Genomic DNA, 317 nt, shown 5'->3' on the forward strand with positions numbered 1-317 from the left:
ATAGATTTACATCAACATCAAAATAGTTCAATCGAAGTTTTGCGTGAATTTGCCGAGGTCAATGAAGTGCCAATTGTAGATCGTTTAACATTATATTTAATTAAGCAATTAATTCGTATGAATAATGTTAAAAATATTTTAGAAATTGGTACAGCAATCGGCTATAGTTCTATGCAATTCGCTTCTATATCTGATGACATTCATGTCACAACGATAGAGCGTAATGAAACGATGATTCAATATGCTAAACAAAATTTAGCTACTTATCATTTTGAAAACCAGGTTCGAATTATTGAAGGTAATGCTTTAGAGCAATT

At 30.3% G+C, this 317-nt stretch carries 1 protein-coding gene; it reads left to right on the forward strand.

Annotated elements, in window-relative coordinates:
• Positions 1 to 39: 39 nt before the first annotated feature.
• A partial coding sequence (locus GUI70_RS25495) for an O-methyltransferase (protein ID WP_161884547.1) occupies positions 40 to 317 on the forward strand: 278 nt, incomplete at its 3' end.

Origin of the sequence: Deinococcus alpinitundrae, assembly GCF_009982895.1 — a bacterium.
Taxonomy (GTDB): Bacteria; Deinococcota; Deinococci; order Deinococcales; family Deinococcaceae; genus Deinococcus; species Deinococcus alpinitundrae.